The organism is Streptomyces sp. DT190 (genome assembly GCF_049846985.1).
Taxonomy (GTDB): Bacteria; Actinomycetota; Actinomycetes; order Streptomycetales; family Streptomycetaceae; genus Streptomyces.
This window is the reverse complement of record NZ_JBNCNM010000027.1, coordinates 40,244-62,879: the sequence shown is the minus strand read 5'-3', so window position 1 is coordinate 62,879 and position 22,636 is coordinate 40,244. Positions and strand designations below refer to the sequence as shown.

The following is a 22,636-nucleotide window of genomic DNA, read 5'->3' as shown; positions in this document are numbered from 1 at the left end:
CACCCCGCGCGCGGAAGCCGTACGCGCCGGGGCGCCCGGGCACCCGTGTCCCCCGGGCGGTCAGCCCCCGGCGATGACGTTCGCCAGGAAGTCGTCGACGCGGACCTCCTCGCGGCCCGGCGGGACCAGCTCGTGCGTCTCCCTCAGGAACGCCGCGAACGCCGGGGCCCAGGCGAACACCACCGCGTGGTGGCGGCCGCCGTCCGCGCGCGCGTCGCCGAAGAACTCCATGCGTAGCTCCTGCCACATGCCCCGCGACTCGGGCCGCATCCGCACGTCGCCCACCCCGACCGGACGCCGCAGGGCGTCACCGAGCATCTCCCGGTCCAGCTGCCACCGGGCGAGCACCCGGCCGTCGTGGCTGAAGACGACCGTGACGGCGAAGGGGTCCGCGGTGTCATAGCTCAGGTGGGCGAGCACGGAGAAACGGTCCGCGTCGCCCGCCTGCAGCTGCACCACCAGGGTCTTGTGGACGAACGAGTTCACTAGGGGGCCTCCGGGAAGAACCGACGTAGAGCCCTCTAGTACCCCCGATCCCCGCGAAATGCTCAGCTGTCCGGGTGATTCCCGCGGGCCCCGCGCAGCGACGCGATGCAGACCGCGACGGCCCGCTGGAGCTCCTCCAGACGCTCGACCATGTCGTCCTCGTAGAACTCCCCGGCGTCGTCGAAGGTCAGCTCCTCGAACACCTTCGTGGCCTTCTGCAGGCTGCTGTAGAACTTCGTGCGCCGCTCCCGCACCCGCAGCCCCGGGTCGGCCTCCACGGCCTCGACGACCAGCGACTTCATCGTGTCGTAGGCCTCGGTGGCCCACTCGCCCGCGTCCTCGCCCTCGTCGAGTTCGTCGAGGAGCGACAGGTGCCGCTCGGCCTCCTGGCGGAGGTCGGCGGGCGCGTCCACGGTCTGCCCGGCGGGCGTCTTGATCTGCCCGGACTCGGCGATCTGGCGGACGTATCCGATGCGGTCGGCCGCCCTGCTCTCGCCGGCGACGGCTTTCTTCAGCTCATCGGTGCGCACCACGTCCCGGGCCAGTTCCGACTGGAGCCCGGGGTCCTCGCGGACGCGGTCCAGCAGGGCCTGGCGGGCCGCTCGGGCGGTGGCGGGGTCGGCGAGGATCGCGGCGCGCAGCGCGGTGGGGTTCTCCGCGACCTCCAGCGCCTTCGTCGGCCGGATGCCCTCCGCCTCGGCGGCCTCCGTGATCGCGGCGCCCCGCTCGGACGTCGCGCTGCTGCGGGAGACGTAGTAGGTGAGCCACACGTCGGCGTCCGGCAGGTCCACCTCCTGCCCCGGCGCCAGGGCCTCGAAGTGCGGGACCATCCCGTCGTCGGCCGCCCGGTCCCACGCCTTGTAGTAGCGCATGACCCGCTCCGGGGAGCACCCGGCCAGTTCGGCGAACTCCTTCGCGGAGATCTTCGGCGTCTCGTCCGCGCCCTGCCCGCCGGGCCGCACGCTCCGCGCGACCTTCAGCCCGAAGGCCCACCCGCCGGTCCGGGCGTACGCCCCGAACTCCCGCGCGTCCCGCGCGACCAGGTCGGACAGGGGTGCCGGGGACGCGGGGGACGTCTCGGGCGGGGTGAGGGCAACGGTCACGGACGACTCTCCTGGGACGGTGCGGATCGGACGGGCACGAGGTACCGGCGGCAGCCTACCGGCCCCGCCGCCGCACCCGCGCTGACGCACTCCTCGCAGGTCGGAGACGGTTCCGAGGGCCTGGCCCGGCATGGCTCGCCGACGCGGAACGGGCTCCGGCCGAGAGGGTCGTGGCCGTACCCGGCCGGGTTCCTGCCTTCCACCGCCGAGGCGCGGCGGCTGAGCGCGCGGCTGGAGAAGGGCCCTCCGCGGCGGAGGACCCTTCTGGCAGAACAGCCTGTGGCGGAGCTCAGCCGAACGCCTCGCGCAGAGCGGGCAGGAGCGTCTTCTCCGACCAGTCCAGGAACGCCGGCTGCGACTCGCCGCCGATCTGGACGAGGGCGACCTCGGTGAACCCGGCCTCGGCGTACGGGCGGACGGCCTCGACGAAGGCGTCCGGGTCGTCGCCGCACGGGATGGACGCGGCGACGTCGTCCGGCGTGACGAACTGGGTCGCCGCCTCGAAGGAATCCGGGTGCGGCAGCTCCGAGTTGACCTTCCAGCCGCTGCCGAACCAGCGGAACTGGGAGTGCGCGCGCTTGACGGCCGTGTCCCGGTCGGGGTCGTAGGACACCGGCAACTGGCCCACGCGGGGCTTGCCCTCGCCGCCGTGCCGGTCGAACGCCTCCAGCAGGCCCGCCTTGGGTTCCGTGGCGATGACCAGGTCGCCCAGCCGGCCCGCGAGCCGGCAGGAGCGCTCCCCGGAGACGGCGATGCCGATGGGCGGTGCCTCGTCCGGCAGGTCCCACAGCCGGGCCGACTCCACGTCGAAGTGGGTGCCGCGATGGTTGACGTGGCCGCCCTCGAAGAGCGCGCGGATGATCTCCACGGCCTCCTCGAACATCTCGTGCCGCACGTCCACGGACGGCCAGCCGCCGCCCACCACGTGCTCGTTGAGGTTCTCGCCCGAGCCGAGGCCGAGCCGGAAGCGCCCCTCGGACAGCAGCTGCACCGTCGCCGCCTTCTGCGCCACCACCGCCGGGTGGTAGCGGAACGTCGGGCACGTCACGTACGTCATCAGCGGGATACGGGACGTGGCCTGGGCGGCCGCGCCGAGCACCGCCCACGCGTAGGGCGAGTGGCCCTGCGAGCGCAACCACGGGAAGTAGTGGTCGGAGGTCACCGAGAAGTCGAAGCCCACCTCCTCGGCCCGCACGACGTGGTCGACGAGCTCGCGGGGGCCGGCCTGCTCGGTCGTCATCGTGTATCCGATTTGCACCATAACCGCCGGGTCCCCTGACGTCGGGCGCGGAAACGGGTCGATCAGGGCCGGTGGTCAGGGGCAGGATGCCCGCATGAGTGCCTCCGCCCTGCCGTCCTCCGGCCCCGCAGCCCAGGGTGTCGACGCCACCGGTGTCCACGCCTTCCTCGACGCCCTCGAAGCCGCCCCCGAGATCGAACCCCACAGCCTGATGATCATGCGGCACGGCCGTCTCGTCGCCTCCGGCTGGTGGGCGCCGTACGCGGCTCACCGGCCCCATCTGCTGTACTCGCTCAGCAAGAGCTTCACCGGGACCGCCGCCGCCCTGGCCGAGGCCGAGGGGCTGCTGGACTTCGACGCGCCCGTGCTGTCGTACTTCCCCGAGTTCGAGGCCGACATCACCGACCCGCGCAGCCGGGCCATGCTGGTCCGGCACGTGGCGTCCATGGCGAGCGGCCACGAGCGCGAGACCGTCGAGGAGGCCTTCGGAGGCGATCCCGCCGAGCCCGTCCGGGGATTCCTGCTGCTGCCGCCCGACCGCGACCCCGGCACGGTCTTCGCCTACAACCAGCCCACCACCTACACCCTCGGCGCGATCGTGCAGCGGGTGACCGGGCAGTCGCTCTCGGACTACCTGCGGCCCCGGCTGCTGGACCCGCTCGGCATCGGCGAGGTGTCCTGGCGGCGCGACCGCACCGGCCGCGAGATCGGCTTCAGCGGCCTGCACGCCCCCACCGACGCCGTCGCCCGGCTCGGCCAGCTCTACCTCGGCGACGGCGTGTGGGAGGGCAAGCGGCTGCTCCCCGAGGGCTGGGTGGCCCGGGCCGCCCGGCCCCACATGCCGACCGCCGGCGCCATGGGCGACACGGACCGGCAGGACTGGGACCGGGGCTACGGCTACCAGTTCTGGATGTCCCGGCACGGTTACCGGGGTGACGGCGCCTACGGCCAGTTCTGCCTGGTGCTGCCCGAGCACGACGCGGTGATCGCCACGACTGCCGCGACCGAGCGGATGCAGGACCTCCTCAACCTGGTCTGGGAGCATCTGCTGCCCGCCTTCGGGCCGGAGCCGCTGCCCGGCCGGCAGGACGCGGACGCGAGCCTGCGCGAGCGTCTCGACCGGCTCACCCTGCCGCCCGCCCCCGGCGCGTCCGCACCGCCGGACCGGGCCGGTGACTGGGCCGCCGCCCCGTTCACGGCCTCGGGCGGCGGGCCCGTCCGGGCGGCCCGGCTCGACCGGGACACCGGCGGCTGGACGCTGACGCTCACCGACGGCGAGCGCCCGGACGGGGACCCCGTCCGGCTGCGCGTCGGGGCCGAGGGCTGGACGGTAGCCGAGGAGCCCCTGCCGACCGCGGTGAGCGGCGGCTGGACCGACGCCGGGATGCTCGCCGTCGACGTGGTGTTCCTGGAGACCCCGCACCGCCTCGCGCTGACCTGCTCCCTCGCGGAGGGCACGGTCACCGCGCGCTGGCGCACCCAGCCGCTGGAGCGGGGCGGGCTCACCTCGCGGCGCGCGCCGCGCCGCTCAGGCTGAGCCCGGGCGGAACGTGGCCAGGACGGTGCGCAGCGCCCGCTGGTTCGCGTCGTCCTTCCAGTCGGCGTCGGGGGCCGTCCAGCGCAGCGAGAAGCTCCGGCCCCCGCCCAGCAGGAAGCCCCGTCCGAAGGTGCGCACCCGGTCCCCGCCGTCGTCCGACGTCCACTCCATGTCGGCGGCCTCGCGGCCCTGGTACGTCGTCGCCCTGATCTCGCCGATCCGCTCGTAGTGTCCGGACCGCTTCAGGTCGGGTTCGACGTCGTCCCGCCACACGGCCACGGGGTCGGGGCCGACGCGGGCGCTGAAGGTGACGGCCAGGGTGCGGTCGGCGGTGCCGAAGACGACCCGGTAGGCCAGATCGCCCTGACGGTCGGTGTCCAGCCGTTTCCAGCCCTCGGGCAGGGCGACGGAGAAGCCCTCCGGCGCCTGGTAGCGCTGGAAGCCGGGCGGCAGAGCGGCCGGATCGGACCGCGTCGGGGACGGGGACGGGCCGGTGGGCGTCGGCGTGGGAGTGGGGGCGGGGCCGGTGGAGCCGGTCGGGCCCGGGGGTGCGGTCGGCTCGGGGCCGTCCTGGCCGGTGTCCTCGCCCGGAGGGGCGGCGGAGGCGGGCGGCCGGGACGGTGTGTCGGCGGCGTCGCTGCCGGTGTCGCCGCCGGGCAGCCCGTGCGTCGCGGCGAGCACGGCGACCGCGACGGTGACGACGGCCAGGGCGGTGCCCACGACCATGGTCCGTCTGCTCCAGCCCGTGCTCCCGGGGCGGACGGACGTGTACACGCCCCGCAGGCGCGGCACGGACACCGAACTCAGCGCCGCCGTCTCGGGGTCCTCGCTCAGTGCCCGGGTCAGTGCCTCGCGGACCACCGGGCGGGTCAGCCGCTCCCGCGAGTCCTTGCGGAGCAGTCCCTGCACGACCTGCGCGAGCGGTCCGGCGCGCATCGGCGTGCGCAGCGGCAGCCGGTCCACGCCCTTCAGGGTGTTCTCCGGGCGCCCCCGGTCCCGGAAGGGCGGGCGTCCCTCGACCATCGTGTAGAGCATCGCGCCCAGCGCCCACAGGTCGGCCGCGGGCCCGACGCGTTCGTCGCGCGCCTGCTCGGGAGAGGCGAAGGCGGGTGCCGTCAGGCGGGGGGCCAGGGTGGCGCCGGCCAGGCCGAAGCCGGTGACGACGACCGACTGGTCCTCCCGGACGAACACCTGGCCGGGGCTGAGCTCGCCGTGCGTGATGCCCTCGGCGTGCGCCGCGTCCAGCACGTCGAGCACCCCGAGGCCGATGCGCGCGGCCCGTACGTAGTTGAACGTGCCCTGCTCCGACAGGAGTTCATTGAGCGGTGTGCCGTCGATCCACTCGTTGACGGTCCACAGGGCACCGGCCTCCTCCATGGCGTCGACGACCGTGGCGATCCGGCCGGGGCGGAGCAGGGCCATGCTCTCGGAGGCGCGCAGCAGCCGGGCGGCGGTGCGGCGCTCGTTCCCGGACGGGTCGTCGGGCAACCCGACCTGGGTGAGCAGGCACGGCCGGGAGACCTCGCCGGCGCCGAGGTCCTCGGCGTACCAGCAGATGCGGTTGGTCTCGCGCTGGATGATCTCGAGCAGCCGGTACCGGCCGGCGACCAACTGGTGTCTGGAGACGTGCGCCCTGCCCATGGCCATCCCTCGCTGGAAACCTGGCTCTCACCTTTTCCAGAGGTACGGGAAGCGGGGCCGCCTCCGTTCAAACGGATCGCAACTCCCCGCCCATTCCTGTCTTTTATTCAAGGCAGGGGAGCAAGTGTGCGAGGAAAAAAGTCTTTCGGGCCCCGCAGGGACGTTCACCTCGGCAGTTCGCCCATTCGCCTCGCCGGCCTCGGCGTAACCGGCGGTAAATGCCGAGGTGTCCGGCGATCGAACTCGACACTCTCCGATGAATTCGAACGGATGAATCCCCGCGCGTGCGCCGATCCTCAGCGCAGGCCGAAGCGCCGGGCCCAGCCGATCATGTCGCCGGTGGTGGCATTGCCCCCGCACACCACGAGGCCGAGCCGGGCGCCGTCACCGACCCGTTCCAGCACCCGCCGGGCCGCGGGCAGCAGACAGCCGGCGGCCGGCTCGGTCCAGAGCTTGGCGTGGTCGGCCAGGTCGAGCGAGCCTCGCACGGCCTCCCGGTCCGGAACCACGAGCACCTCGGTCACCAGGGCGGAGACATGGTCGTACGTCAGCTGCGAGACCGACGGCGCACTGAGCGTGGAGACGATCGACGACAGTTCCACCGGTCGCGGGCCGCCCGCAGCCAGCGCCTCGGACATCGCCTGCGCGCCCTCGGTCTCCACGCCCCACACCCGCACCCCGGGCCGGTGCGCCCGCAACGCGGCGGCGACCCCGGCGATCAGCCCGCCGCCCCCGACGCTGACGAGCACGTCGGTGAGGTCCGGGGCGTCCGCGGCGAACTCCAGCCCGACGGTGCCCTGCCCGGCGATGACGACCGGGTCGTCGAAGGGGTGGACCAGCGTCAGCCCCTCCTGCCGGAGCCGGGCCGTGAGCGTGAACGCGCCGTCCATGTCGTCGGTCAGCCGCACCGACGCGCCGGCGTCCTCGGCGATCTCCACGGCCCGGGCGGGCGCCGAGCGGGGCATCACCACCGTGGCCTTCACGTCGAGCGCGGCGGCCATGACCGCGAGGGCGATCCCGTGGTTGCCGCCGCTGACCGCCACCACCCCGGCGGCCCGCTCGGCCTCGCTCAGCGACAGCAGCTTGGCGGTCGCCCCGCGCGCCTTGAACGAGCCGGTGCGCTGGAGCAGTTCCAGCTTCGCGGTGACCGGGGCGCCGAGCAGCGCCGACAGCCCCGGACTGGGCACGGTCGGGGTGCGCACCACGTGCCCGGCGATCCGTTCGGCCGTGGCTTCGATCTCCGAGATGCCGATCACGGCAGCCCTCCTCCCGGCGCGGGGTCGTGGAACGCGCCCCCGGCACCCTCACCCGGCGAGGGGCCCCAGGTCAACGCCGGGTCCGCACGGGGGATCCGAGCGGTCCGCGCGACCCGCCGCGGCGGCTCACAGGTCGCGCCGCACCAGGAAGGCGAGCAGCGCGCGCAGCTCACCGGCCGCCCCCGGCGCCAGCGGCACGTGAGCCAGGGTCGTCTCGACGGCGGTGAGATGCCGCCGGGCCTCCGTCAGGGCCGCCGCACGGCCGCCCGCCTCCTCGATCAGCGCCGCGGCCGCTTCGGGCTCGTTCCCTGAGCGGAGGAGCGCGGCGAGCCGCTCACCGCTCGGCGAGTCGAGCGCCACCAGGATCGGGAACGTCTTCTTCCGCTCCCGCAGATCGCCGTGGACGGGCTTGCCGGTGACCCGCGGGTCACCCCAGATGCCCAGCACGTCGTCGACGATCTGGAAGGCGATCCCGAGGTGCCGGCCGGCCCGGTCGAGTGCGGCGGCCGTCGCGGGCGGGGCGCCGCCCAGCAGGGCGCCCAGCGCGGCGGCGCCGCCGAGCAGCGCGCCCGTCTTGTGCTCCGCCATCGCCCGGTACTCCTCCGGCCGCACCCGCTGCGGCCCCGTCCAGGGACGGTCGGCGAACAGCAGGTCGTCGGCCTGGCCGCGCACCAGGTCGCCCAGGGTCGCGGACAGGGCCCGGACCGCTCCGGAACCGCCGGGCTGCGCCGCCAGCGTCTCGACGGCCAGCGCGAACAGGGCGTCGCCGGCGAGGACCGCGGGACCGGCGCCGTAGGCCTTCCACACCGTCGGACGGCGGCGGCGCTCGGTGTCGCCGTCCATGATGTCGTCGTGCAGCAGGGAGAAGGTGTGCACCAGTTCCACGGCGACGGCCGCGGGTACTCCGGCCCGCCCGGGCGCACCGGCCGCCTCCGCCCCGAGCACCGCGAGGGCCTGCCGTACGCCCTTGCCGCCGGAGGCGACGGCGGGGGCACCGCCGGCCTCGCACCAGCCGAACGCGTAGCCGGCCATCTCGGCGACCCAGGGGTGCAGCCGCTCCACGGCCTCGACGAGGGCGGGCCGGACCAGGGCGCGGCAGCGGTCCAGGATCCCGGGGGCGTCGCCGGGATCCTCCAGGGCGCTCCCGGGCACGGACCGCCGGCCGTCCGCCACCGCGCCCCGGCTCACCGGCCCGGGCGGGTCCGCTGCCGGAGCTGTCGCGACGTGTCCCCCAGGGGGCGCGGAGTTCTCCGGGCGGGGCGGTGCCGCGGTCCGTCCGTGTGTCCGTGGGTCCGGGCCCGGAGGCGTGGTGCCGGGGCCCGCCGTCCCCGCGTCCGGGCCGGACGGGCCCCGGTCGCGACGGGGGGACCCGGTCGTCGCCGTCGGCAGTGCCGTCACCGTGCCGCCTCCGTCGCCCTCGTGTCCGCCGGTATGCCGAGTTCCTCGTAGGCCCGGGCCACCATGGCGTGGGCGTGCCGGAGGCCGATCCGCTCCAGCGTGGCCGCGAGATCGGCCAGTTCGGCCGCCGTCTCGGCGTGGTCGCGGCCCAGCCGGGCCAGGGACTTGGCGAGACCGAGGCGGGACAGCGCCTCACCGCGCGGCTCGCTCATCTCGCGGAACTCCGCGAGCGCCTGCTCGTACAGCGCCCGCGCCTGCGCGTGACGCCCGGCCCGGTACAGCACGTTGCCGCGCATCTTGTGGTTGTAGGCCAGCGCGCTGGACAACCGCATCGCGCGGCAGGTCGCCTCCGCCTCGGTCAGCAGCTCCAGGGCCCGCTCGGTGTCCCCGTCCCGCACCGAGACGACATCGGCCAGGCCGCGCAACGCCCAGGCGTGGCCCCGCCGGTCGTCGGCGCCCGCGGCGATCCCGGCGGCCTCCTCGAACAGCTCGTAGGCCCTGTCGTAGTCGCCGGTGTTGCGGTGCATCTGGGCGATGCCCTCCAGCGCCCACACGGTGTGCCGGGCCTCCCCGCGCCGCCGGGCCTCGGCGAGGAGCTGCTCGTGCAGCCGTCCGACGGCCTCGTAGTCGCCCTGGATACGGCCGGTCTCGGCGAGCCCCGCGAGCGAGTAGCCGCGGACGACGACGTCCCCGCCACGCTCGCCCAGGTCGGCCGCGAGCTGCAGCAGCCTGCGGGCCAGCGGGAACGCGCCGCGCTGCCGGGCCAGGGTGCCGCCGCTCCACAGCGCCCAGGCCATCGCCGCCATGTCTGCGGCCTGCCGGGCGGCGCGGTAACTCGCCTTCCAGGCACGGTCCGCGTCCTCGACCCGGCCCAGCCGGCGGTGCGCCTCGGCCACGGCCAGCCCGGAACGCGCCACCTCCCCGGGCTCGCCCGCGCGCTCGGCCGCTCTCAGCTGCTCGGTCCCGGCGGCCAGGACGTCGGTCAGGGAGGAGTTGACGGACAGGGTGGTGAGCGCGCCCTGGTACTCGGGAGCGAATGCCTTGCCGTACATCGATGCCTTTCGGTCCGTATACACACGATCTCTACGCACTGCGTATACACGGTGTGTATAGCAGGATGGAATCCTGCCCTGGCCACCAAGGGCCAGGGCATCACCTGTTGCCGATCAAGACGTCGGCGGAACGGACCGGGTTGCCTGTGAGGCGCAGATCACCTGACGATGCCTCAGGGGGTACCGGGGCTGCGGCAGTGCCGCGTCAGGGCCGGCTCAGTGCTGGCCGGGCTTCTGCGGGGTCGCCTCGCTCGGCCGGACGACGACGTACCCCTCGCCCTGGAGCATCAGCTGCACGGCCTCGCCGGAACCGCCGCGCAGCATCGAGCCGATGGACTGGGAGCGGTGCAGGGAGGTCTGCAGGCCCGCGGTCCAGCCGACGATCGCGTCGGTGTCCACGTACACCGGGTACTGCGGCGAGACCGGGATGACGATCGGGTTGCCCTCGCAGATCAGGCCCAGTCTGCCGTGCCCGGTGAAGACGCTGTTGAACAGGCCGCCGCCCGTGATGCCGGCGCCCTTCACGGTGGCGATGCGGTACGCCAGCGTGGCGTCGAAACACAGGACGTTGCGGCCGTTGACCGTGAACTCGTCGCCGGGTTCGACCTCGACGATGAAGCAGTTCTGCGCCTCGTGCGCGAACCAGGCCTCGCCCTGGCCGCGCACCGCCATCAACGGCAGTCCCTCACCGGTGACCGCGCGCTTGAGCATGCCGCCCACGCCTTGGCCCTTGCGTTCGAACTGGAGGTCGCCGCGGTAGGCGATCATCGCGCCCTGCCGTGCGAGCATCTCGCCGTTCACCGTGTACCGGACGCACTTGGCGTTCTCGATCGCCAGGCCCGCCGCGACGGCCGGCTGTGCCATGTGTTCGCTGGAAAAGAGGTCACCCTTCATCCGGGCATCCTCGCCCGGAGTGCTCCCCTCCGCCAAGATCGCGCCTGCGGCGGGGGAGCGGAGCGCGCGGGAGCGGGGGATCAGCCGCCGAACATCTGCGTCCAGTACGTGCCCGCCCGGCCGCCGCCCGCGAAGCCGATCCCGATGTGGGTGAAGTCCGGTCTGAGGATGTTGGCCCGGTGGCCGGGGCTGTTCATCCAGCCCTCCACCACGTCCGCCGGGGAGCGCTGGCCGCAGGCGATGTTCTCGCCGATGGCACGCCGGGTGGAGCCCGCCGCGGCGGCCCGGTCCCACGGCCGGCTGCCGTCGGGCGCGGTGTGCGCGTAGAACGCGCGGGCCACCATGTCGGCGCTGTGCGCCTGGGCGGCGGCGGTGAGGACCGGGTCCACGGCCAGGGGAGGCAGACCGGCCCCTGCCCGGGCCCGGTTGGTGAGGTCGGTGACGGTCGCCGCCGTGCGCTCGAGACCCGCCGGTGTGAGCGGTGCGGCCCACAGGGCGGTCCAGTAGACGTCGCCGGAGCGGCCGTCGCGGACGTGGGCCACCCCGGCGTGACGGAACGCGGGCTCCCGCACACCACGGCCGGGCGCGTCCGCGCGCAGGCAGTACGCGACGAACTCGGCGGCCGTGCGCGGGCCGGACACCAGGTGCTCGCCGATCGCGAGATACGCGTACCCGGCGTCGAGCACGCGCTGGTAGACGGAGACGCCGTCCCGGGTCTCGACCCCCAGACGACCGGCCGCGGCCATCGCGGCGGCATGCTCCCGGGCCGCCGCCGCCAGGTGGTCGTCGAGGGTGACCGGTGCCGAACCGGACTCGGCCCGGGCGGAGTTGACCAGGGCCAGGAAACCGTCGGGAGCGGAGCCGGCGAGTGCGGCGGACGGCGAGCCGGAGGCGAGGGTGGCGCCGGCGCCCGACGCGCGCCCCGGGTGCCCCGAGGGGGACACCGCGCCCGGCCCGCCGTCCGGTGCGTCGTCCGTGACCTCGACCCCGAAGTCCCGTGCCAGCCCCGCCAGTCCGTCCGCGTAGCCCTGGCCCAGGGCGCGCAGCTTCCAGCGGTCGCCGCGCCGGTACAGCTCGGCGAGGAGCAGCACCGTCTCCCGGTCGGGGCGCGGCGGCGTGAAGCGGGCGAGCCCGCGGCCGCGGGCGTCGGTGACCTGGAGGGTGGGGGAGGGCAGGGTGCCGAGCACGGCCCCGGGTTCGGCGGGACTGACGGCCACGGTGACCCGGGTCGCCCCCGGGCGCAGGCCCGCGGGGTCCACGACGAGCGTGTCGCCCCGCAGGCGCGCTCCGGGCGCCTCTGGCTGGTTGTAGAAGACGAAGTCGCCGTCGTCACGGACGGTCCCCGTGTCATCCGTGACCAGCGCGGACACGTCGAACGGGCCCGGCACCCGGACGGTCACCGCACCGCCCGGCAGCGCCAGGTTCCCGCCGGGAACCAACTCGCTCATCACGCCCCCCGCCGTCGTCGCACCGCCCCTTACTGAGACGCCCGCGCCCGCACCCGAGTTCCCCGCCGGGCCTGCTGCCCGTCCTTCCCGAGGCCTGGGCGGACGAGGGCAGCGTCCGGGGCGCCGGCGTACGGGGCGGCTTCGTGCTCGACCTGAGCCGGCGGCACGGCCGGCCCGTCGAGGCCACCCTGCGCAGCGTGGGCGGTCGCGCCACTACCGTGGCCCACGCCGGGACGACCCGCGAGGTCCGCCTCGCGCCCGGCGGCTCCATGACCCTGCGCGACCTCGCGCCGTGACCCCGCCCGTACGTCACCGACCGGCCGAAGGAGCGCCGATGCCCCGCACCGCACGCCCCCGCGGCCCTGCCGCCCTGGCCGCCCTGTCCTCCTGCGTCGCGCTGGGCTGCGGGACCGGGACGTCCCCGGGGGACCAGCCGGCCCCGCCGCCCACCGCGCCGACGGGGTCAGGGTACGGCGTGGTCACCTGGGCCACCACCGCCGACCGCGTCGGCGAGGCCGCCGACGACCGCAGCTACCGGCTGATGGTGCGCACCAGCGTCGGCGGCGGCGGCCTGAGGGTGCGGCTGTCGAACGCCTTCGGCGACCGGCCGGTGACGTTCGACAACGTGCACGCCGGACTGCAACGGCGGGGCGCCGCCCTCGTCCCCGGCAGCAACCGGCGCCTGACCTTCGACGGCGCGCGCACCGTCACCCTGCCGCCCGGCGGCATCGTCTACAGCGACCCGCTGCCCGGCCACGTCCCCGCCGCCAGCACACTCGCCGTCAGCTTCCACGTCGCCCGGGCGGGCGGCGCGCTCACCGGGCACTGGATGGCGATGCAGACCTCGTACACCAGCGACGGCGACCACGGCGCCGAGGAGAGCGCCGCCCCCTGGAAGCAGCGCGTCGGGTCCTGGTTCTACCTCGACGCCGTCACCGTGCGGCCCCGCGCGGGAACGGGTGCCGTGGCCGCCCTCGGCGACTCCATCACCGACGGCTGGCAGTCCACCACCGACGTGAACCGCCGCTGGCCCGACTACCTCGCCCGCCGGCTGGCCGAGGACACCGGAACCACGATCGAGGGCGTGGCCAACGAAGGCCTCAGCGGCAACAAGGTCCTCACCGACGACCCGGGGCAGAGCGCCCTGAACCGCCTCAGCCGGGACGTGCTCTCGCTGCCGGGCGTGCGCACGGTCTTCCTCTTCCAGGGCGTCAACGACATCAAGGCCGAACCGGCGCCCACGGCCGACGAGCTGATCGCCGGGTACCGGACCCTGATCGACCGGGTGCACGCGGCCGGCAAGTGCGTGGTCGGCGCCACGATCGCCCCCTACAAGGGCTGGCAGGAGTGGGACGCCGAAGGGGAGGCGGTCCGGCGGAAGGTCAACGCCTTCATCCGCGGCAGCGGTGCCTTCGACGCCGTCACGGACTTCGACCGCGTGCTGCGCAGCCCCTACGACCCCGAGCGGATCCTGCCGGTCTTCGACGGCGGCGACCACCTGCACCCCAACGACAAGGGGATGCAGGCGATGGCCGACGCCGTCGATCTCAGGGATGTGGACTGCGAATCCGGCTAGCCCGGGTCAGGGATACGCGACCAGGTTCGCCACGTTGGTCGAGGAGTCGGACGGCCCGCCCCGGTCGTTGATCACGTGCCGGATCGTGCCGTTGCCGCCGAGGGAGACGGTCACCATGCTCCGGAAGCGCACGTCCGGCCGGTTCGGTGCCTGGACGGCCCGCTCGGCCGTCACGCTCGGGTCGACGTTGAAGAAGCAGTAGCTGCCGAGCCCGTACGCCTCGTGGCGGGTCACCGAGTCCGCCACCTTGTAGGCGGTGTAGCCCTGCGTCGAGCCGTCCATCCAGACCGCCTGGCTGGGCGGGTCGTAGGGCATCTCGTTCTGGTAGAAGTACGTCCGCCCGCCGTTGCCGTTCCACACCGTCTGGTGCTTCTGGTAATGCTCGACGAACAGGCCGTACATCGTGACGTCGTCACCGTTGACGACCAGACCGGTGTCCGCGGTGTTGGTGTTCCAGCCGACGCCGCTGCCGTGGTCGGCGCGCCAGATCCACAGGTGGTCGCCGATCACGTCGTCGCTGTTGATCGTGAGGCTGGTGGTGGCCTTGCCCACGGCGGCCCCGCCGACCCGGAAGAACACGTCGTGCAGGGAGCTGGGGTTGGCGCCGTGGTCGGCGGACGAGCCGCTCGGCCCCATCTCCAGCAGCTGCGCCGAGTTGGTGGTGCCGGCGTCGATCAGCAGCCCGGCCAGCTTGACGCCGTCCACGTCGGCGACGGTCATCGCGGTGATGCCGTTGTCGGGGATCAGCGTGGCCAGGCCGAGACCCAGGACCACCGTGTTCGGCCGGGTCACCCGCAGGGTCCGGTCCAGGTGGTAGACCCCGGGCGTGACCAGCAGGTGCTTTCCGGCGGCCAGCGCCTCGTCCATCTGCGCGGCCGTGGCGCCCGGCTTGACGACGAAGAAGTCCGACAGCGGCAGCGAGCTGCCCGCCGGAGCGCCCGAAGCCCAGGAGACGCCCGAGGAGTTGGTCCGCACGGCCGGCACGAACACCTTCCACGCCCCGGCGGAGTCGACGTACAGGAACGGCTTCTCCCGGACGACCGGGCTCTGCGCCACCGTCGTGTACGGCGGGTTGGGGAAGCTCGTGCCGGGCACGCCCGTGCTGCCCACGAAGACCATGTTCCAGTTCGAGCCGGTCCAGCTGCCGAGCCGGGAGTTGCGGGTCAGCCACTGCTGCTGCGAACCCGACCGGACCTGCCCGTCGACCACCGTGTCGGCCATGAAGCCGCCGCTGGACCAGCCGCCGTCGTCCAGCTGGAGGTTGCCCCGCAGGTGCATCCGCCGGTACGGGGCCGCCTGCGACACCGCCCAGCGGTCGGTGCCGGAGACCGGGGCGACCGACAGGTTCTCCGCCGAACGCCAGAAGTTGTGCGTCGCGTTGCCCTGGAACCAGTCCGCCTCCGCGTGCACCGCGCCCCGGACGGTCACGTCGTCGGGGGAGAGGCCGAGACCCGCTATCTGCGTGTAGTAGCCGATGTTGGCGTCGGCGTCGTAGGTGCCCGGCTTGAACAGGAAGGCCTTGCGGGCGCTGCCGAACTGACTGGTCTCCTGCTGGGCGAAGGTCGCGTCGAGGGCGCTCTGGATCGTCGCGGCCGGGGTCGACGGGTCGAACACCGTGACGTTGGGGCCCAGGTCGGGCGTCCCGGGCGGCTGCTGGCCGGCCACCGGGTTCACGTAGAACGACTGGGCGGCCGAGCCGTTGCAGGTGTACTGCTGGAGCCGGACGCTGTCGGCGGTGGAGGCGGCCGGGACGTCCAGGCACTTGCCGCTGTGCCGGTTTACGAAGCGGTAGGCCCCGTCGGCCTCCGCGACCGCCTGCCACTGCTGGTTGGCCCCGCCGCCGTAGGTCCACAGCTGGACGGGCGCGCTGTCGGCGGCCGACACGTCGGTCACGTCCCAGACCTTGACCGGGTCGTTGCGGTTGCCGGCCCGGACCCGGCCCGAACCGGAGTCCTGGAACTGCCACTGCTGGGCCTGGCTGCCGTTGCAGGCGTACTGCTGCACGGCCGTGCCGTCGGCGGTGGCGGCGGCGCGCGCGTCGACGCACTTGCCGCTGCCCTTGTTGACGACGGTGGCCCAGCTCGTGGGCAGGGCGGCCGCCTCGGCTGCCTGCGAGGCGGCGGGGAGCGCGACCGCGGCACCGGTTCCGGTGGCCGCGAGCACGAAGGCGAGGAGCAGCGGCCGCAGTCGGCCGCCGGGGGGACTTGAGAGCACGGAACTCTCCCGTGGGGGTGGGGGGTCGGGGGTGGTGCCGAGGTGACGTGGTGACCGGTGAACCTAAAGGTCCGTACCAGCTACGTCAAGATGTAAGACAAGGTCTGAAGCAAGGGGGCGTACGTTGGCCTCCGGGCAGGTCAGGCGGTCCTCAGGACGCCGAGGGCTCCGGGGTGATCAGACCCTCGCGGTAGGCGATCGCCACCGCCTCGCCGCGGCTGGAGGCGCCCAGCTTGGCGAGGATGTTGGAGACGTGGACGCTCGCCGTCTTGCCGCTGATGAACAGCTCCTCGCCGATCTGCCGGTTGCTGCGCCCCAGGGCGAGCAGCCGCAGCACGTCCTGCTCGCGCGCGGTGAGCACGGCGGCGCGCTCGCCCGCCGCCGGGGCGTCCGCCAGCCGTGCGCGGCGGACCAGGGCGTCCACCTGCTCGCGCAGCGGCGCCGCGCCGAGCCCGTCGGCGGTCTCCCGCACGGTACGGGCCTCGGCCGCCGCCTCCTCGCGACGCCCGGCCGCGACCAGGGCCTCGGCGTACCGCAACCGGCACCGGGTCCGCTCGTAGACGTCGCCGTAGCCGAACGCCGCCACCGCCTCGGCCCAGGCCGCCGCGTCCGGCCCCGAGACGGCCCGGACCCCTTCGGCCTCGGCACGGGCCAGCCACGCCTTCCCCTCCGGGCCCTGCGGCTCGCCGTCCTCGCCGCGCGTGGCGGTGTCCCGGGCCAGCTCCACCAGTTCGGCCGCCGTGTCCGTCCAGCGGCGGGCCCCCGGCTCGTCGCCGGACAGCCGCAGTTCGACGGCCGCGTCGGCCACCGCCGACAGCGCCAGGGCGGCGAGCCGGACCGTCACGTCGGGACGGGTGCCCGCCTCGTCGGTGAGGGCCGCGACCGTGGCGCGCATCCACCGCACCGCCTCCCCGGGGTCACGGCGCAGCGCCGCCGCGTCGGTGAGGACGATGCCCGCGACCAGGGTGGCCATCCAGTCGAACGGCCCCTCCAGCAGGGCGCGCGCCCGGTCCGCCGCCGTGCCGTCCCCGCGGGCCAGCGCCACGTACAGCGCCGGTCCGACGGTGTACCCGCCGGCCGCCGGAAGGACCTCCGCGTCGGCCGCCGCGGCCTCCACGCACTCGTCCCAGCGGCCCAGCACCTGCAGCACCAGCAGCCGCAGATACCGCATCTCCAGCGGGTACGGCGACGACAGCAGCCCGGCGCGCCGGGCCCGGTCCAGCCCCTCCGTCAGCCAGGGCACGCACTCCGCCAGCGCCCCCGACTCGTAGCAGCCCATCGCCAGGTTGAACAGCGCCCGCAGTTCCACGGCCGCGTTGCCGCTGCCGCGGGCCAGCTCCCGGGCGCGCCGCAGCCGCTCACGCCCCTCGGGGCCGCGCCGCCCGCCCGCGTCGAAGACGGCCAGGGAGATCAGCAGATCCGCCTGGGCGTCGGCCACCCCCAGCTCCTCGGCCACGGTCAGCGCCCGACGGGCGACCCGCAGAGCCGTCTCGTTCTCCCCGACCTGGCGCGCGGCCATGGCGTGCGTGGCCGCCGCCCACACCCAGGTGCGCGACGGGGGTTCCTCGGGGATCATCGCCAGCGCCTCGGTGCTGTAGGCGAACGCCGCGGTGAGGCTGTCCACGCTCAGCAGGTTCCCGGCGAGGGTGTAGCGCACCCGGGCGGCGAGCTCGGAGTCGGCGTCCTGGCCCAGCCGGGTCAGCGCCGACCGCGTCAGCGAGACCGCCCGGTGCAGCTCACCGGCGTGCGCGGCCGCCGCCGAGGCCCGCAGCGTCAGCGTCACCCGGTCGGCACCCGCACCCGCGGGCCGCGCGTCGGCGGCCACCGCCGACCACAGGTCCAGGGCCGCTTCGAGATGGCGGTGCTCCTCGGCCGGCGCCCCGACCCGCTGGGCGTGGTCGGCGGCCTCCAGCGAGGCGGCCAGCGCCTCGGCGAGGTCGTGGCTCTCCCGGTAGTGGTGGGCACGCTCGGCGGCGCTCTCGGCCCGGTGCCCGCGCCCGGCGAGCAGCCGCGCGAACGCCCCGTGCAGCCGGGCCCGTTCCCCGGGGAGCAGATCGGCGTAGACGGCCTCGCGGGCCAGCGCGTGCCGGAAGGAGTACGTGTCGCCGTCCCCGGCGACCAGCAACTGCCGCCCCACCGCCTCGCGCAGCGCCGACTCCAGCTCCTCCTCCGGCAGCCCGACCGCCTCGCGCAGCAGGTCGTGCTCGACCCGGCGCCCCGCGACGGCCGCGGTCCGCAGCACCTGCTGGGCGGTGTCGGAAAGCTGCTCGAAGCGGATCAGCAGCACGTCGGCGAGCCCGCTGGGCACACCGCCGGCCCCGCTGTCCGTGGCGGCGAGCAACTCCTCGGCGTAGAAGGCGTTGCCCTCGGCCCGCTCCACGATGCGCCGCACCGTGGCCTCCGGCAGCGGCCGGCGCTCCAGGGAGCGGACGAGCCGGGCCACGTCGGCGTCGGCGAGCGGCCGCAGCTCCAGACGTTCGACCACGGGCAGCCGTATCAGCTCGGCCAGCAGCGGCCGCAGGGGATGGCGGCGGTGCAGGTCGTCCGCCCGGTACGAGGCGAACACCGCGAGGCGCCGCCGCAGGACGCCCCGGGTGAGCAGGAACCGCAGCAGGTCCCGCGACGACTGGTCGGCCCAGTGCAGGTCCTCCAGCACGAGCAGCAGGGGCGCCACGTCCGCCACCTCGGCGAGCAGCCCGGCGATCCCCTCGAACAGCCGCAGCCGCCCGTCCACGTCCCGCACGGCGTCCGTCCCGGCCCCCAGCAGCCGCTCGGCGACCGGATGCCCGGCCACGGCAGCCGAGAACCGCTCGTCGGCGGCGAGCGCCCCGAGGATCTCGGTGAACGGCAGATAGGGCAGGCCGACGTCGCCGAGATCGACGCAGTGCCCGACGAGCACGGTCGTCCCGGCCCCGGCGGCCCGCTTCCCGGCCTCGTCGAGCACCCGCGTCTTGCCGACACCGGCGTCCCCGGCGAGCAGCACGGCGCGCGCCTCACCCTCGCGCGCACGGTGCAGCGCCTCGGACAGCCGCGTGAGTTCGGCCTCCCTGCCGACGACCGGTGCGATGAACGAAGCCTGCGGCACTGTCCAACCTTCTTCTCAGCGGCGCGGAGCCGCGCGATCCGCCATGAACGACCCGCAGCCGCCGACGAGCGGCGCGTGCCGGGCTACCGGGCCCGCACCACCTTGGCCCAGTCGGCGGGCACCCGCCCGGCGGGCCCCGGCGCCGGCTGGTCCTCGGGATGGCTCACCGGCGCGGCCAGCTCGGGCCCGGCCTCGTACAGCTCGTCGGTCTCATAGCTCCAGAACCAGCTCTCACCCGGCTCGTAGCTCTGCACGAACGGGTGCCCCGTCTGCCGGAAGTGCGCCGTGGCGTGCTTCGCCGGCGAGCTGTCGCAGCAGCCCACGTGCCCGCACTGCGCGCACCGCCGCAGGTGGAACCACCAGCCGCCGTCCGCGTCGCACTCCGCGCACCCGCTGCCGCTCGGCGGCACACTCGGGTCGATTCCGTTCTCGCCACTCATTCCGACTCCTCCTCGGCCGCCGTCAGCGGCAGCAGCACCTGGAACCGCGTGTCTCCCGGCTCCGACTCCACCTGGATGTTCCCGTGATGTTTGTTGACCACGATCCGCCAGGAGATGTCGAGCCCCAGCCCGGTCCCCTCGCCGACCGGCTTCGTCGTGAAGAACGGGTCGAAGATCCGCCCCCGGTCGTCCGCCGGGATGCCGACGCCCGTGTCCCGGAACTCCACCAGCAGCCGGTCGTGCTCCCGTGCCGTGCGTACGGTCAACGTGCCTTCGCCACCGGCGCTGTTCATCGCCGATACCGCGTTGTCGATCAGGTTGGTCCACACCTGGTTGAGCTCCGCCGGGTACGCCGGGATCCTCGGCAGCGCACGGTCGTAGTCCTTGACGACCTTGATCTGCGGGCCGATCTTGCCCGACAGCATCAGCAGCGTGCTGTCGAGGAGTTCGTGCACGTCGGCGTTCTGGAACGGCGCCCGGTCGAGCTGCGAGTACTGCTTCGCCGCGTCGACCAGGTGGGAGATGCGCGTGGTCGAGTCGTTGATCTCGTCCATCAGCAGCTCGGTCTCGACGGTGTAGCTGAGCCAGCCGATCGCGCTCGGCAGCATCTCCTCGTCGACGGCGGCGGCGACCTGGTCGAGCCAGTCCACGTCCAGACCGGCCTGGACGAACGTGGGCGCGATCCGCCAGCCGTCCTGGATGCCGTGGTCGTCGAGCCAGTCGGCGAGCGCGTCCTCCCGGTCGGAGGCCTCCAGGGGGCTGAGCACGGGCGCCTTGGCGACGCGCTCGGCGGTGCGCTCCTGGATGTCGATGAGGTTCGCCATCACCTCGGGCGAGTACGAACCCTGCGCGATGACCGCCAGCTTGTGGCGCATCTTCCCGACCCGCTCGCGCAGGGTCGCGGTCGCCCGCACGGCCGCGGCGGCCGGGTTGTTCAGCTCGTGCGTGAGCCCCGCCGACAGCGAGCCGAGCGCGAGCAGCCGCTCGCGCTGCCCGACGGCCCGCTGCATGTTCTTCGAACCGAAGAACAGTCCCTCCAGCAGATGCACCGCCATCGGGAACCACTCCTGCATGATCTGCGCGAAGGTGTCCGCCGGCAGCACGAAGAAGCGCGTGGGCTCGGTCACGCGCATGGAGTTGTTGTAGACCTGCCGCACCCGGTCGCCCAGGTAGGCCTGCATGGACCCCGCGTACACCCCGCGCTGGGAGGTGCGGCTCACCTCCACGTCGTCCCCGCCGACTCGGCGGTACAGCACCACCGTGCCCTCCAGCATCACGTAGAAGCAGGTCGCGGGGTCGCCCTCGGTGTAGACGGGCCCGGGCTCGAACCGCTCCACGCGCCCCTCGGCGCACAGCCGCCCGAGCTGCTCGGGCGTGAGCTTCTCGAACAGGAACAGCGACCCGATCTCCTCGGGGCTGCACGGCAGGCACTGGGCGCTCACGACTGCTCCAGGTACCGGTGGACGAGCATGACGGCCATGGCTCCCTCTCCGACGGCGGACGCGACCCGCTTGGCGGACTCGGAGCGGGCGTCGCCCGCCACGAACACGCCGGGCACGCTGGTCTCCAGGTGGTACGGCGGCCGGTCCAGCTCCCAGCCCTCGGGCGGGCGGCCGTCGGTGGTCAGATCGGGCCCGGCGAGGATGAACCCGCGCCCGTCACGCAGCACGGTGCCGTCCAGCCAGCCGGTCAGCGGCGCGGCGCCGATGAACACGAACACCCACTGCGCGTCGACCTGTTCGGTCTCGCCGGTGTCCACGTCCCGCAGGGTGAGCCGCTCCAGGTGGCCGTCACCGTGCGCCTCCTCGACGACCGTGCGGGCGCGCACCCGGATGTTGGGGGACTCCTCGATCTGCTGGATCAGGTAGTGCGACATCGACGCCGTCAGCGACTCGCCGCGCACCAGCAGCGTCACCGACTTGGCGCCCCGGGACAGGTACATCGCCGCCTGCCCGGCGGAGTTGGCACCGCCGACGATGTACACGTCCTGGTCCTGGCAGGCGGGGGCCTCCGTCAGGGCGGACCCGTAGTAGACCCCGCAGCCGGTCAGGTCCTCGCAGCCGGGCGCCTGGAGCTGCCGGTAGCTCACGCCGGTCGCCAGGATCACGCTGTGCGCGGCGACCGCCGAGCCGTCCGAGAACCGCACGATCCGGGCGGCGCCGCTGACCTCCAGGGCCGTCACCTCGCGGGCGGTGAGGATCTCGGCGCCGAACTTCGCGGCCTGCCGCCGCGCGCGGTCGGTCAGTTGCGCCCCGGACACGCCGTCGGGGAAGCCCAGGTAGTTCTCGATGCGCGAGCTCTGCCCGGCCTGCCCGCCGGTCGCCGAGCGCTCCACCAGGACGGTCCGCAGCCCTTCGGAGGCGCCGTAGACGGCCGCGCCGAGCCCGGCCGGGCCGCCGCCGATCACGACCAGGTCGTAGAAGTCCGCGGTCGGGGTGGTCGCCAGGCCCACCCGGGCGGCGAGGTCGACGGCCTCGGGCTCGACCAGCGGCGTCCCGTCCGGGGTGACCACGACCGGCAGCCGCATCCCGTCCTCGCCGGCCGCGGCCAGCAGCCGCCGCCCCTCCGGCTCGTCGGAGGAGTACCAGCGGTAGGGCACCTGGTTGCGGGCGAGGAACTCCCGCACGTCCGAGGAGCGCGCCGACCAACGGTGCCCGACGACCTTCGTGGCCGGCACCGGCCGGAAGTCGCTGGTGCGCCACGCCTGGAGCAGGTCGTCCAGGACCGGGTACAGCTTCTCCTCCGGGGGGTCCCAGGGCTTGAGGAGGTAGTGGTCGAGGTCGACGACGTTGATCGCGTCGATCGCCGCATTGGTGTCCGCGTACGCGGTCAGCAGCACGCGCCGCGCGCCCGGGTAGACGTCCAGGGCCTGTTCGAGGAACTCGATGCCGTTCATCTGCGGCATCCGGTAGTCCGCCAGGATCACCGCCACGAGGTCGCCGCGCAGCTTCAGCTCCCGCAGCGCGTCCAGGGCGGACTCGCCGGACTCGGCCCGCACGATCCGGTACGACGCGCCGTACCGCCGCCTCAGGTCCCGGGCCACGGCCCGGGAGACCCCCGGGTCGTCGTCCACGGTCATGATGACGGTCCGCGCCGTGTCGGCGGCCTGTGCCATTACGTCCCCCACACCGGGCGGTCGACTCACGGCACGGCGTCCCGGGGCGCCGCGCCGACCTCCGCCCATCGTATGTTCGATCGCCGCGGAACGCCCGGAGACGGTGATCATCACCCCGCGGTGCCCGGCGTGCGCGGAGGGTGGGGGAGAC

The 22,636-nt window shown here is 74.3% G+C and carries 17 protein-coding genes; 3 read left to right on the top strand and 14 right to left on the bottom strand.

The genetic code is table 11. The annotated features are described in order from the left end of the window. Positions 1-60: 60 nt before the first annotated feature. The 3 genes from ACPXCS_RS33925 to ACPXCS_RS33915 all read right to left on the bottom strand — a co-directional run bounded on the left by ACPXCS_RS33925 (position 61) and on the right by ACPXCS_RS33915 (position 2,850). Complete coding sequence (locus tag ACPXCS_RS33925; RefSeq protein WP_425951357.1) at positions 61-486, bottom strand: SsgA family sporulation/cell division regulator; 426 nt, start codon at positions 484-486, stop codon at positions 61-63. Between the two features lie 62 nt (positions 487-548). After that, positions 549-1,589 (bottom strand): hypothetical protein, encoded by a 1,041-nt coding sequence (locus ACPXCS_RS33920; RefSeq protein ID WP_425951356.1) that lies wholly within the window; start codon positions 1,587-1,589, stop codon positions 549-551. 289 nt (positions 1,590-1,878) lie between these two features. Further along, positions 1,879-2,850 (bottom strand): LLM class F420-dependent oxidoreductase, encoded by a 972-nt coding sequence (locus ACPXCS_RS33915; protein ID WP_425951355.1) that lies wholly within the window; start codon positions 2,848-2,850, stop codon positions 1,879-1,881. Between the two features lie 73 nt (positions 2,851-2,923). On the opposite strand from ACPXCS_RS33915, the gene ACPXCS_RS33910 reads away from it, so the two are divergent. Then, positions 2,924-4,366, top strand: a complete 1,443-nt coding sequence (locus tag ACPXCS_RS33910; RefSeq protein WP_425951354.1) for a serine hydrolase domain-containing protein — start codon at positions 2,924-2,926, stop codon at positions 4,364-4,366. Here ACPXCS_RS33910 and ACPXCS_RS33905 read toward each other — a convergent pair. From ACPXCS_RS33905 to ACPXCS_RS33880, 6 genes are all read right to left on the bottom strand, one after another. Next, complete coding sequence (locus ACPXCS_RS33905; protein WP_425951353.1) at positions 4,358-6,007, bottom strand: serine/threonine protein kinase; 1,650 nt, start codon at positions 6,005-6,007, stop codon at positions 4,358-4,360. The two genes, ACPXCS_RS33910 and ACPXCS_RS33905, sit on opposite strands and share 9 nt — an antisense overlap. A gap of 296 nt (positions 6,008-6,303) precedes the next feature. Then, complete coding sequence (locus tag ACPXCS_RS33900) at positions 6,304-7,263, bottom strand: threonine/serine dehydratase (RefSeq protein WP_425951352.1); 960 nt, start codon at positions 7,261-7,263, stop codon at positions 6,304-6,306. A gap of 126 nt (positions 7,264-7,389) precedes the next feature. Then, a complete protein-coding gene (locus ACPXCS_RS33895) occupies positions 7,390-8,415 on the bottom strand; it encodes a polyprenyl synthetase family protein (RefSeq protein ID WP_425951351.1) in 1,026 nt (341 codons plus the stop codon). 242 nt (positions 8,416-8,657) lie between these two features. Then, positions 8,658-9,713 (bottom strand): tetratricopeptide repeat protein, encoded by a 1,056-nt coding sequence (locus ACPXCS_RS33890; RefSeq protein WP_425951350.1) that lies wholly within the window; start codon positions 9,711-9,713, stop codon positions 8,658-8,660. A gap of 216 nt (positions 9,714-9,929) precedes the next feature. Next, positions 9,930-10,607 (bottom strand): AIM24 family protein, encoded by a 678-nt coding sequence (locus tag ACPXCS_RS33885; RefSeq protein WP_425951349.1) that lies wholly within the window; start codon positions 10,605-10,607, stop codon positions 9,930-9,932. 80 nt (positions 10,608-10,687) lie between these two features. Continuing rightward, positions 10,688-12,055 carry a CAP domain-containing protein gene (locus ACPXCS_RS33880; RefSeq protein WP_425951348.1) on the bottom strand — a complete coding sequence of 456 codons (1,368 nt, stop codon included), beginning with the start codon at positions 12,053-12,055 and terminating at the stop codon, positions 10,688-10,690. A gap of 32 nt (positions 12,056-12,087) precedes the next feature. On the opposite strand from ACPXCS_RS33880, the gene ACPXCS_RS33875 reads away from it, so the two are divergent. Next, a complete protein-coding gene (locus ACPXCS_RS33875; protein WP_425951414.1) occupies positions 12,088-12,351 on the top strand; it encodes a glycoside hydrolase family 95-like protein in 264 nt (87 codons plus the stop codon). A gap of 38 nt (positions 12,352-12,389) precedes the next feature. After that, a complete protein-coding gene (locus ACPXCS_RS33870; protein WP_425951347.1) occupies positions 12,390-13,631 on the top strand; it encodes an SGNH/GDSL hydrolase family protein in 1,242 nt (413 codons plus the stop codon). Between the two features lie 6 nt (positions 13,632-13,637). On the opposite strand, the gene ACPXCS_RS33865 is transcribed toward ACPXCS_RS33870, so the two are convergent. The 5 genes from ACPXCS_RS33865 to ACPXCS_RS33845 all read right to left on the bottom strand — a co-directional run bounded on the left by ACPXCS_RS33865 (position 13,638) and on the right by ACPXCS_RS33845 (position 22,485). Beyond that, positions 13,638-15,845, bottom strand: coding sequence for an RICIN domain-containing protein (locus ACPXCS_RS33865; protein WP_425951346.1), 2,208 nt, complete (start codon positions 15,843-15,845; stop codon positions 13,638-13,640). Between the two features lie 151 nt (positions 15,846-15,996). Beyond that, positions 15,997-18,930, bottom strand: a complete 2,934-nt coding sequence (locus tag ACPXCS_RS33860) for a helix-turn-helix transcriptional regulator (RefSeq protein ID WP_425951345.1) — start codon at positions 18,928-18,930, stop codon at positions 15,997-15,999. An 83-nt stretch (positions 18,931-19,013) separates the two neighbouring features. Next, complete coding sequence (locus tag ACPXCS_RS33855) at positions 19,014-19,370, bottom strand: UBP-type zinc finger domain-containing protein (protein ID WP_425951344.1); 357 nt, start codon at positions 19,368-19,370, stop codon at positions 19,014-19,016. Then, complete coding sequence (locus tag ACPXCS_RS33850) at positions 19,367-20,812, bottom strand: ATP-binding protein (RefSeq protein WP_425951343.1); 1,446 nt, start codon at positions 20,810-20,812, stop codon at positions 19,367-19,369. The genes ACPXCS_RS33855 and ACPXCS_RS33850 overlap by 4 nt, the downstream gene beginning before the upstream one ends. Next, positions 20,809-22,485 carry an FAD-dependent oxidoreductase gene (locus ACPXCS_RS33845; protein WP_425951342.1) on the bottom strand — a complete coding sequence of 559 codons (1,677 nt, stop codon included), beginning with the start codon at positions 22,483-22,485 and terminating at the stop codon, positions 20,809-20,811. Before ACPXCS_RS33845 ends, ACPXCS_RS33850 begins: the two co-directional genes overlap by 4 nt. Positions 22,486-22,636: the final 151 nt, after the last annotated feature.

Bases quoted from the DNA above. Each gene is read 5' to 3' on its own strand.
- ACPXCS_RS33915 (WP_425951355.1), bottom strand. From the start codon at position 2,850: ATGGTGCAAATCGGATACACGATGACGACCGAGCAGGCCGGCCCCCGC.
- ACPXCS_RS33910 (WP_425951354.1), top strand. From the start codon at position 2,924: ATGAGTGCCTCCGCCCTGCCGTCCTCCGGCCCCGCAGCCCAGGGTGTC.
- ACPXCS_RS33905 (WP_425951353.1), bottom strand. From the start codon at position 6,007: ATGGGCAGGGCGCACGTCTCCAGACACCAGTTGGTCGCCGGCCGGTAC.
- ACPXCS_RS33890 (WP_425951350.1), bottom strand. From the start codon at position 9,713: ATGTACGGCAAGGCATTCGCTCCCGAGTACCAGGGCGCGCTCACCACC.
- ACPXCS_RS33885 (WP_425951349.1), bottom strand. From the start codon at position 10,607: ATGAAGGGTGACCTCTTTTCCAGCGAACACATGGCACAGCCGGCCGTC.
- ACPXCS_RS33880 (WP_425951348.1), bottom strand. From the start codon at position 12,055: ATGAGCGAGTTGGTTCCCGGCGGGAACCTGGCGCTGCCGGGCGGTGCG.
- ACPXCS_RS33870 (WP_425951347.1), top strand. From the start codon at position 12,390: ATGCCCCGCACCGCACGCCCCCGCGGCCCTGCCGCCCTGGCCGCCCTG.
- ACPXCS_RS33855 (WP_425951344.1), bottom strand. From the start codon at position 19,370: ATGAGTGGCGAGAACGGAATCGACCCGAGTGTGCCGCCGAGCGGCAGC.
- ACPXCS_RS33845 (WP_425951342.1), bottom strand. From the start codon at position 22,485: ATGGCACAGGCCGCCGACACGGCGCGGACCGTCATCATGACCGTGGAC.